6 protein-coding genes and 6 pseudogenes are annotated in these 10,109 nt (G+C 37.2%); 6 read left to right on the forward strand and 6 right to left on the reverse strand.

What is annotated here, in order from left to right:
- Positions 1-80: 80 nt before the first annotated feature.
- On the reverse strand, positions 81-341 hold the full coding sequence (locus tag FTV30_RS13535; RefSeq protein WP_180001767.1) for a metal/formaldehyde-sensitive transcriptional repressor: 261 nt from the start codon (positions 339-341) through the stop codon (positions 81-83).
- An 80-nt stretch (positions 342-421) separates the two neighbouring features.
- Between FTV30_RS13535 and dmeF the strand changes: the two are divergent.
- Together dmeF and FTV30_RS16525 are read left to right on the forward strand one after the other, a co-directional pair.
- Positions 422-1,324: pseudogene (gene dmeF / locus FTV30_RS13540) on the forward strand (CDF family Co(II)/Ni(II) efflux transporter DmeF); the annotation flags it as partial.
- 128 nt (positions 1,325-1,452) lie between these two features.
- Positions 1,453-1,554, forward strand: a pseudogene (locus FTV30_RS16525) (TetR family transcriptional regulator); the annotation flags it as partial.
- 76 nt (positions 1,555-1,630) lie between these two features.
- Here the strand turns inward: FTV30_RS16525 and FTV30_RS13545 are convergent.
- The 4 genes and pseudogenes from FTV30_RS13545 to FTV30_RS13555 all read right to left on the reverse strand — a co-directional run bounded on the left by FTV30_RS13545 (position 1,631) and on the right by FTV30_RS13555 (position 5,155).
- The gene (locus FTV30_RS13545) at positions 1,631-2,245 is read right to left on the reverse strand and encodes a thiol:disulfide interchange protein DsbA/DsbL (RefSeq protein WP_004281236.1); all 615 of its coding nucleotides are present in this window, start codon (positions 2,243-2,245) and stop codon (positions 1,631-1,633) included.
- Between the two features lie 177 nt (positions 2,246-2,422).
- A pseudogene (locus FTV30_RS16530) lies at positions 2,423-2,544 on the reverse strand (cation transporter); the annotation flags it as partial.
- A 561-nt stretch (positions 2,545-3,105) separates the two neighbouring features.
- A complete protein-coding gene (locus FTV30_RS13550) occupies positions 3,106-3,672 on the reverse strand; it encodes a recombinase family protein (protein ID WP_004812033.1) in 567 nt (188 codons plus the stop codon).
- Between the two features lie 319 nt (positions 3,673-3,991).
- Complete coding sequence (locus tag FTV30_RS13555) at positions 3,992-5,155, reverse strand: DNA methyltransferase (protein WP_100355865.1); 1,164 nt, start codon at positions 5,153-5,155, stop codon at positions 3,992-3,994.
- Between the two features lie 291 nt (positions 5,156-5,446).
- Between FTV30_RS13555 and FTV30_RS13560 the strand changes: the two genes are divergently transcribed.
- Together FTV30_RS13560 and FTV30_RS13565 are read left to right on the forward strand one after the other, a co-directional pair.
- Complete coding sequence (locus tag FTV30_RS13560) at positions 5,447-5,764, forward strand: hypothetical protein (RefSeq protein WP_100355864.1); 318 nt, start codon at positions 5,447-5,449, stop codon at positions 5,762-5,764.
- Positions 5,765-5,906: 142 nt separating this feature from the next.
- Positions 5,907-6,188 (forward strand): annotated as a pseudogene (locus FTV30_RS13565) (RepB family plasmid replication initiator protein); the annotation flags it as partial.
- A 70-nt stretch (positions 6,189-6,258) separates the two neighbouring features.
- Here the strand turns inward: FTV30_RS13565 and FTV30_RS13570 are convergent.
- Positions 6,259-6,732: pseudogene (locus FTV30_RS13570) on the reverse strand (type I restriction enzyme endonuclease domain-containing protein); the annotation flags it as partial.
- Positions 6,733-6,771: 39 nt separating this feature from the next.
- Here FTV30_RS13570 and FTV30_RS13575 point away from each other — a divergent pair.
- Entirely contained in the window at positions 6,772-7,458 is a 687-nt protein-coding gene (locus FTV30_RS13575) for a hypothetical protein (RefSeq protein ID WP_100355863.1), read from the forward strand.
- Positions 7,459-8,716: 1,258 nt separating this feature from the next.
- Positions 8,717-9,346: pseudogene (locus FTV30_RS13580) on the forward strand (IS4 family transposase); the annotation flags it as partial.
- Positions 9,347-10,109 lie beyond the last annotated feature (763 nt).

The following is a 10,109-nucleotide window of genomic DNA, read 5'->3' on the forward strand; positions in this document are numbered from 1 at the left end:
CGCGACTCATGAGTGCTCGGTTATATGCGGGCCAATTGGTTGTGCGGTAGATTTTGTGTGTAGGCTTCTTCATTTGAAAATTATATCGCTGAAAAAGCCTTTACAGATAGGTTTGTGCAACAAAGCCTTTTCTCAGTATCACCGAGTACATGTTCTCTAAGATGAAGTTCTATTAACTCATTCATTAAGCCATTTATCGCACCTTTAATTGCTGCAACTTGCTGTAATACCTCAATACAAGAATTTTCAAAATTTAAAATATTCTGTTCAAGGGCATTAGTTTGACCTTGAATTCGTCTAATCCGATTTAAAATTTTTTTGTTCTGATTTAAGTGAGACATACTATTCAACCTCAAGAACATATACTATGGGGGAGTATTAATTGTGGTGCAATAAAATGTAATATCTAAATAATGTTAAAAGTGACCATTCGCATCAATTTGACGAAGGAAATCCTTTAGCACAAAAGAAAATTTTAATCGCAACCATCCTCACTGGTGTAATGATGGTGTTTGAAATTTTTGGAGGATGGTTCTTTAATTCCATGGCTTTATTGGCTGATGGATGGCATATGAGTTCTCATATGTTGGCATTGGGCTTAGCTTATTTTGCCTATAAAATGGCTCGAAAATATGCTCGTGATCAGAGATTCTGTTTCGGTACATGGAAGATAGAAATCTTAGCTGGATATTCGAGTGCCATTTTATTGATGGTTGTTGCTGTATTCATGGGTGTTCAATCGATAGAACGTTTATTCAATCCTGTGAATATTCACTACAACGAGGCAATTTCAATTGCGATTGTTGGCTTGATCGTTAATTTTATTTGTGCCTGGTTACTACGTGAAAATGGTCACCACCACCATCATCATCACTCTCATGATGACCATGACTTAAACCAGAAAGCCGCTTTTCTTCATGTAGTAGCAGATGCAGTAACTTCTGTATTAGCGATTATTGCACTTTTCGCAGGGAAGTATTTTGGATGGGATTTTTTAGATGCAATTCTAGGGATCGTAGGTGCAGTGCTTGTAGCACAATGGTCTTGGGGATTGATTAGAGAAACAGGTAAAACATTGCTTGATGCAGAGATGGAACATCCTGTAGTAAAGGAGATTCAGGAAGTTGTAGAGGAATTAGATAACCAAATTACGATTACTGATCTGCATGTCTGGAAAGTAGGTAGAAGTAAATTTTCATGTATTTTATCCCTAAATACAGTTAATGACTCCTTAACAGCAGAGGTAGTTCGTAAAGCTTTGTCAATTCATGAAGAGATTGTTCATATTTCTGTTGAAATTAACAAGAATTTCCATGTTGTTTAAATTAATATTTATTCCTTTTAAACTTTATCAGTCTATTTATGTAAATCTTAGATTAGAATTTGTTTGTTGTAGAGCGTCGGGGCGCCTCGGCAATTCTGCGTGTTGAAATAGAAAGGAAAATTCATTACTTTAAAGCGCAAAGCGTGTTGCAGATGCAGCTCTTATTCCGAGGAATTTTACACTGGTATCGCCCGCCGATAGAAACACCAGATCCGGCAGTCAGGACGTAAATAACCATTCCTCCAGTTTAAATAAAAAAACCTGCAGATTCGATGCAGGTTTTTTTTAGAGATAATCAATCGCGTCTTATTTGGCTTTACGCTCTTTCTCGATCAGGTAATTCACCACCTGAATGACTTTGGCATCATTACCCTGCACAATATATTTACCATTCACGGTCACTGCCGGAACACCACTTAACTGATACTGAGCAGCCAGATTTTTGGCTTGGGCAATTTTCGAAGTGATCGGGAAAGATTTATAAGTGCTGTTAAATTTCGCTTCAGGAATACCATAGCGGGTATAGAACTTGGCCAATTGCGCCTGTTCTAAAATTGGACGTTGCTTATCATGAATATCATGGAATAATTGTAAATGTGCTTTTTGACGCACACCCAATGCTTCAGACACATAATAAGCACGCGCTGCCTGCTCCCAGAGTGGATTCATTGCAGCCGGCGTACGTACAAAACGTACATCTTTTGGTAATTTTTTCAACCAGCCCTGCATATGTGGTTCAAGCGCGAAACAGTGACCACAGCCGTACCAGAAGAATTCACGTACCTCAATTCTGCCCGGTTTTTCGACTTTGACTGGTTTTGCAACCACCTGATAGTCCTGACCTGCCACAAAATTGGCCATAGCATTGCCTGAAAAGGCCAAAACAGATGCGGCAACAGCTCCTAAAAGGAATTTTTTCATTGGGATTATCGTCCTCTAAATCATTATGCTTAGTGTATGGGTTCACTATAAATCAATTATGCCGGTTCCGTTTTCATGCTGCGAACTTTTGTGCTATCAGAACCGCTACATTAAAGTATGCGACTGATTTTAAGTCAGTTAATATGGCCATTCGACCGCTATGTGTTTTTAGATAATCACAAAAGTTAAACTTTGAGTAATAAAAACGGTTATAATTTCTACGATTAAAACGTAGTGGTCAAACCTACAGTAAATATTAGCTTCTTACTATTCTCTTCAGTAACAGCCGCGTGGCTATGATAATTGCTGGAATTTACAACATAGAACTGAGCAAAAAATGATTTATGAAAGGTTTATTAAATTAAATAAATTATTTATATAGTTAAAATTCACCTGATAAATCACTTTTTAATTTAAATTACTATGTTAATTATTTGTTAATTATTTCTAAATTTTTCTCTAAGAAACGGAGTCCCCCATCAGCAAAACTACTGGTTGAAAAAACTATAGTAAAAATAACTAAAATAATCTTCATGTACATATTATTGAATCTGATCATATCTTGGACCAAAAAAATCTTTACTTATAATAATGAGTAAATATATACATCCGAATGACGACAAAATTACAAACTTGTAATTTTGTTAAGGTTTGTTCTCAAAAAAATAAATTAATACTATTTTAAAAAAGATAAATCGTTGCTGAAAAAGCTAGATTGCAATCGAGTTAATTAATTAATTATAAATCAAAAACTTATATTGTATAAAATTAGTAACTCTTTGCTTTCTGCACTTATTATTTAATCAACGTTTCACGATTTTCATAAGCTAAACTAAATATAGTCGCCAATTTCAATTGAGTTATTTCCCGGCTTTTAAATACCGATATACCGCTTGGCGACTAATTCCAAATGCCTGGCCTAATGCCATTTTTGAAGGGTACTTCCCTTCCTTCCAGTCTTGTCGCAAAGCTTCAGCCTGATCAGGTTTCAATTTATGTACCCGGCCTTTGTACTTCCCTTGAGAAGAGGCAAGTTTAATTCCTTCCTTTTGCCGCTCTAAAATGATCTCACGTTCAAACTGTGCAAAAGCACCCATCAGTTGCAGCATCAAATTATCCATCGGGGTGGATTGGGCCGTAAAAGTAATATTTTCTTTTACAAACTGGATGGCAATCCCTCGTTTGACCAGTTTATCCACTTCAGTCACCAAATCTTTTAAGCTTCGCGCAAAACGATCCATGGAATGTACTATCACCCGGTCTCCTTCCCGGACATAATTCAACATTTCCTGAAATTTCGGTCGGTCGGTATTTTTACCTGAAGCACGGTCAACAAAAATCCGGTCGACTTCAATTCCCTCAAGTTGACGTCCCGTATTTTGCTCGACCGAACTCACTCGCACATAGCCTACTTTTTGGCCTTTCACTTTTTACGCTCCAATTGGATAAAAATGAACAATTTCGTAAATTATAAATCTTTAATACGAAAGTTACATGTTACTTATGATTAAAAAACATTTAAATGGTACATGTTTTTAAGAACTTTTAAAATGTAATTTTAGGGTATAGGACAATATGACAGTAAAAATCAAACTATGTTCATAAGAAGATATAGCTAAATACTGAATTTATCAGCACACCTAAAACCCTATAAAAATGGATTTTACAGGCATTTTTATGTGCTGATCTTTTTAGAATTTAGCTATAGCTTGAGCTGTTCAGCAGCTTAAAGTTTTTTCCACAAATTTAATTATTTAAGATGAATCTAAGGTTATTTAAAAGACTTAAATGTCCGAAATTTTTATTTTGTACCTTATACACAGGGCTAGGATTAGCGAACTCATTGGAGATAAATTCTGGAGTTGTAATAGCCCTTGCCAAATTTTTCGAGCAAAAGTCTTTTTCCAAATAACGTAATGTAAATAAAAAGGACTCTATATTAGGTGTTACTGCAATCCATTTTCTATTTAAGTTATTTGCCGCATTCAAACAGACGCTATCAAAGCTGAAAGCATCCAATATTAAAGAGTCTTCATTGGTACTGGATTTAATAATAACCTCATAGGCTTTCTGCAGATTTTTAATTTGGTATGTTGAATTTTTTGCTGATGCTAAGTCCCAATAATCTGTATATCTAACACCGGTATCACTTTTAACATAATCCTTTAAACGTGGATTACCTGTTCTTGACCAATGAATAAGGCCCTGTTGATCAAGTTCATCCATTTTTTCTGGAGAAAAACGCCAGTGCTTACCTTCGGGTGGATTCATATCCCTCCATTGTCTACCAGTTTCACCATGTTTTCGTACACCAGGAACATGTAAAGGCATGAGTCTAAATTGCCCCAGTGCATCCACATGAGGAAACTTTTTAGCTAAATTATCATCTGTGATTGTCTGGACCAGATCATTCCAAATAAAGTTATCTGTTTTGGTATAAAAAAGAATTACCTCATGAGCGGTTTTAGTAAAACCTTTTGATGCTTTAAATGAAGAATTATGGGTTTTTAGTAAAATTTGATTCACACACCTAGCTTCACCAAAAACTTTATCTAATATTACTTGGAATTCACTCATTAGGTGAAGATTGGAAACATGTACATATAGACTACCGTTATCAGTAAGTAATTGTCTCAATAATTCAAAATATTGACGGTAATGTTTAAGTACAGAATCTTTGTTTTTAAAGAGCCCCACAAAAAGAAAAAAATCGATCTCTGGTTTTATAACAATCAGATCAAACTCTTTGGATTGCGAAACAAGTCTATGTAAAGAGTTTATTTCATTCCCAACAATGATATCAAAGTCATTGATTTCATATTTTATTTTTTCAAAATCTTTATCAGAAATACCCGTGTCGCTATTTTCAAAGAAATAGCCAAAAGAAGGGAATGCAACAAACTCATCCATTGAAGTGTCTCAAAAAAAAATAGCTATTTGTATGGATTATATGATTGACAACCTTCATAAAACAAGTTAATTTTTTTGGTAACCAGTTTGGTTACCAAAAAAATTGTTTAAAAAAAAGAGCTTTAAAAACTCTTTTTCCCATTTATTACGATCATAAGAATATGAGGCAATAAACTACGCCACTTGGTAGGTTAGCGTAGGGATTTTTTCATAGTAGATATCGAAAGTAAAGTTATCTATATCCTCATTGTTTCTAGTTCTTGTGATCCTTTACTTTACAAGGATAAATTTATGCCAAATGTGTATTTAACCCACAATAACTTAGACTTGATGTACCGAGAGGAAAAAATCCGGAAGAGTTTTCAGAAAGAGGTCATTAAATCTGTTTTACAGAAGCTGTATGATTTTATGAGTTACGATTCTGGAAATTCATCAAATAAGATGATCACTTACTTTGGATTGAATGGATATTCAAGTCACTCTTCACATCAAGAGAAATTAGAGCAGTGGCTTCAACAAGAAATTTCGGAAGTTTACCTGCATGATATAAGTCAGGAAGAAGTCGTTGAGATTTTATGGAAAAAAATTCTCGATATCATTAGCCATTAATTTTTATACAGGCTGTACTAGATTAATCTAGTACAGCCTGTATATTAAAACCAATTTACAACTAAATTAGTTTCAAATTGGTTTCTATTTAGTTTCATTCTTCCTTTAACTTCTTCAGTGCAAATCTAATAATCCCATTATGGAGCAACATAAAACTGGACGTATGATCGGTGGTTTCTCATTTACGTTCATAACTAAGCAACAACCTAAGGAAGTCACGCACAGCAAAGCTAAGAAGCTAACAGACAAGCAGATTCAATTCTTTGCAAACAAGCTAGCTCACCATGATCCATTTGCAAGCCAAAAAGCTGCAGTAGGGGAAAGCTATGCTGATCTAGAGAAAAGGCTCCTGATTGAACTACAAGATCCCGAGGTTGTCAGAAAGTATTCTAGTGTCCTCAAAGAGTTAGGTCTTGAGATGTGATGTACAACTAGATTAGTTGTTTAAAACAACTAATCTAGTTTTTTAATAGTTGTAATTTGATTGCAAAAAATTAAGCAGCAGAGAGCTCTTCTGCTAATTGCTCAGCCTGTTCAAGCACAGTCTCAGTAGCCAATAAAGCCATATCAGGTGGATAGCCATACTTCTTGAGTAGACGCTTCACAATGACTCTCAGCTTCGCCCTGGCAGCTTCTTTGATGGTCCAATCCAAGGTTACGTTCTTACGAATAGACTCAGTCAGCACAACAGCGAGTTCGCGCAGGATCTCTTTTTGCATCAACTCTCTAGCACTGTCATTGTCTGCAACTGCTGAATAGAACGCATATTCATATTCAGTCAGGTTGAGTTCCTCTGCCATTTTGTCTGACTCTTGGATTGCCTTAGCCAACTTGATGAGCTCATCAATCACTTCGGCTGCAGTCAGTACCTTGTTCTGATAGCCCTTGATCGCAGAGCTCAGCATCTCCATGAGCTTTTTACCTTGCGTGACACTACGCTGCTCTCGCATCTTGATCTCATCGCCTAAACAACAATGACAAACACCGACTAAAAGGGGCGTTTTACGATGAAAAATTCGAACTTGGAGCTTATGCAGAGCGCCTTCGAGAGGCAGAATCAAATAAACCAACTGATCGTGAGCTTGCAGCTGCTCTCACAGACGCTGATCAACTTCGAGAAACTTATCGAGCAAAGCGAGCTGCCTATCATGAACAGTACCACCCTTTTAAACGGGATAGAGAGTACGACAAGATCCATAGAATCCAATCTAAGCTCGATTTTGACCGAGGTGGGGAATCTATCACCACAAGTGCTGCAAGAAGCAACAATGGACTATCTAGTAGCGTTAAAAGCAATCCACGAGCAGATATCGAATACAGATATATCGAAACTCCAACGGCTTTCAGTCTCAATCGAATCGCTGCAGACCGAAATCAACAAAGCAATTGGCAGCATTTCGATAGATCAGAAGAGCATCCAAGCCCAAGTCCAGGCCCAAGTGAAGCAGGCGATAGAAGAGAGCCAAAGCGAGCTAATAGAGACCGGAATTCAGTCGCTATTAAACTCTCAAAAAGCCAAATACATGACATGGGCGAGTACAGTTTTTGGGGGGCTGATGATTTTAATCAGTTTTTATACGATCTATCAGTTCAGTACAAACCTAAAAACCATCCAAGCACAAAAAGAAATGATTCAACAGAATTCACAAACAATTCAGAGCCAACTCAATTACCTAAACAGCATACGGAGATAAGTTATGCAGACCGAGATCGACCAATTTTTGACAGAGCAAAACGCCTTGTTGAGTCAACAAAACAGCTTGTTAGCAGAACAAAACGAAGCCTTGAGTCAACAGGTCAGTTCATTAAAGAATATTTTGACCACTTACAGCGAAGTAGAGCAGAGTTTAAAGGACAAAATCAACAACTTGAACTCAGAGAAAGAAGCTCAACAAGCCTTGATTTTGGCTATGAAAGTAGAACTTTCAAAGCTCGAGCAGGGCGAATTTTCGGAGCAATTACAGCAAGCATTTCAAGAAAACTTGAGAACCCAGTTACAAATGCAATTAACGACAGCATTAAATCAACTGGATTTAAACAGCATTGTCAGCGACCTGGTAAAGATCGAATTAAAATCCATTCAACAGACGCTAGACACACAGCAGACAGACCTGGAGACAGCACTCTCAACCATCTTGCAATTGCAGCTACCCACCGACTTTTACACAGACTTGGAGATGCAAAGCAAGCAGATCAATACGCTTGGGGAAACTGTAGAACGATTAATGACCTTAATCAACAACTTGAACAACTAGAACCCCTAGTCGCTAAAATTCGACCCAAGCCAAAGCCGGCTACAGATTTCCGTGACTTGAGAATTGACGCTTATTACCCTGGTTACGTTGCTGATCACAAACAACTTTCAGCCCAACAACAGCAAGCATACAACGATAATAATCTATTGCAATTGATTGGTTGTGTGCAGAAAAAAGCTCAAAACTTGGAGAAATACATCAGCCAAGCAAGCAGAATGATCAATACATGGGACTATGACAAAATCGAGGAGATCATCAAAAACGACCAACGCATGCTTAACTATCTGAAATGTGAAATTATTTTAGAGCCTCAAAATGACCATTTGAAACATCAAAGAGCGTCATATCAATCGTGTTTAGAGAGTTTTGAGAACATAAAGAGCCATATCCACGAGGTGAAAAAGCCTAATCCGACTCCTCAAAGCGATGTCTTAGAGCAAACTTATGAACCTGAAAAGCAGCCAAATCGTGATTATGATCTAGATTTTTAATTTCAGCATTGATGATATAAACCGTCCGCTTCGATAATAGCAAAAGCGCAGATTCTACAAGCGGACATTTCTATTTGGGGTTTACACAACAAAAAAGGGAGCTGTAAGCCACTGCTGTCCCATAGTTTGATTTAAATAAAAAAACCTGAGTCCGAACAGTTAAAATATGAGTGCAAACAAACACTTTAACGACCAGGATTCAGGTTTTGTCACATCAGAATACCGTATTTCATCAGTTAATTAAACCAGTCTTACGACAAGATTTTGAACGGCTTGCTAAACAACATCATGTTGGGCAGAAATTCAGATCTGCTTCTCGATGGGATCAGTTTATTGCCCTGTTAATGTCCCAACTTTCCTGCCGACAAAGCCTACGGGATATTCAATCCAATCTTGAGTCCCAGCAGGAAAAGCTTAATCATCTCGGAGCAAAGTCTATTCCCCGAAGCACGCTGGCACGAATCAACGAGGAGCAACCTGCTGCCTTGTATAAACAGATGTTTCATCAATTACTGCAATACTGTGAAAAATCAAAAGTAGCCCATAAATTTCGCTTCAAGAATCCTCTGTATTCCCTGGATGCCAGTCACATTGATCTGTCGCTTTCCTTGTGCGCATGGGCCAAAGTTCATGATTCAAAAGCCAGCATGAAACTCAGCATAGGATTGAATCACAGCAATCATATTCCTGAGTTTGTTGCAGTTGAAAATGGTAAAGAAAATGACATGGTACAAGGCCGAAAATTCCAGTTTCCCTCTGGCAGTATTGTGGTCTTTGACAAAGGCTATGTAGATTATCAATGGTATGCGAATCTGACCGCTCAAAATATTGGCTTTGCTGAATAAGCCGTCATGAATAGGTTTGTGCAACAAAGCCCTCTATAGCTCACGGCTTTTGGTTGTTGAGCTTTTTGAGTAGGTGATTGCTTATATTTTATCGTTTGTTTTGTTGTTTTAATAGCTGTATCAATAGCTGTATTGAAAGAGATGCTTGGAAGGATCTGTGCTGCTTCCAGGACATTACTGATCAATTTGGATTGGTATATCAAGTCATGGAGAATAAAGTTGTTGTTCTGGTCCTATATGTTGATAGACGAGGTAGGGTCTATAAAGGCATGCAATCAAATTGGCTCACGGCTTTTGGTTGTTGAGCTTTTTTGAGTAGGTGATTGCTTATATTTTATCGTTTGTTTTGTTGTTTCGATAACTGTATCAATAGCTGTATTGAAAGAGATGCTTGGAAGGATCTGTGCTGCTTCCAGGACATTACTGATCAATTTGGATTGGTATATCAAGTCATGGAGAATAAAGTTGTTGTTCTGGTCCTAGATGTTGATAGACGAGGTAGGGTCTATAAAGGCATGCAATCAAATTGGCTCACGGCTTTTGGTTGTTGAGCTTTTTGAGTAGGTAATTGCTTATATTTTATCGTTTGTTTTGTTGTTTCGATAACTGTATCAATAGCTGTATTAAAAGAGATGCTTGGAAGGATCTGTGCTGCTTCCAGGACATTACTGATCAATTTGGATTGGTATATCAAGTCATGGAGAATAAAGTTGTTGTTCTGGTCCTAGATGTTGATAGACGAGGTAGGGTCTAT

The organism is Acinetobacter sp. YH12255, assembly GCF_013417355.1.
Taxonomy (GTDB): Bacteria; Pseudomonadota; Gammaproteobacteria; order Pseudomonadales; family Moraxellaceae; genus Acinetobacter; species Acinetobacter pseudolwoffii.

Excerpts from the sequence above, each read along its gene's own strand:
- FTV30_RS13575 (WP_100355863.1), top strand. The coding sequence starts at position 6,772 with ATGAAAAATTCGAACTTGGAGCTTATGCAGAGCGCCTTCGAGAGGCAG.
- FTV30_RS13560 (WP_100355864.1), top strand. The coding sequence starts at position 5,447 with ATGCCAAATGTGTATTTAACCCACAATAACTTAGACTTGATGTACCGA.
- FTV30_RS13535 (WP_180001767.1), bottom strand. The coding sequence starts at position 341 with ATGTCTCACTTAAATCAGAACAAAAAAATTTTAAATCGGATTAGACGA.
- FTV30_RS13555 (WP_100355865.1), bottom strand. The coding sequence starts at position 5,155 with ATGGATGAGTTTGTTGCATTCCCTTCTTTTGGCTATTTCTTTGAAAAT.
- FTV30_RS13545 (WP_004281236.1), bottom strand. The coding sequence starts at position 2,245 with ATGAAAAAATTCCTTTTAGGAGCTGTTGCCGCATCTGTTTTGGCCTTT.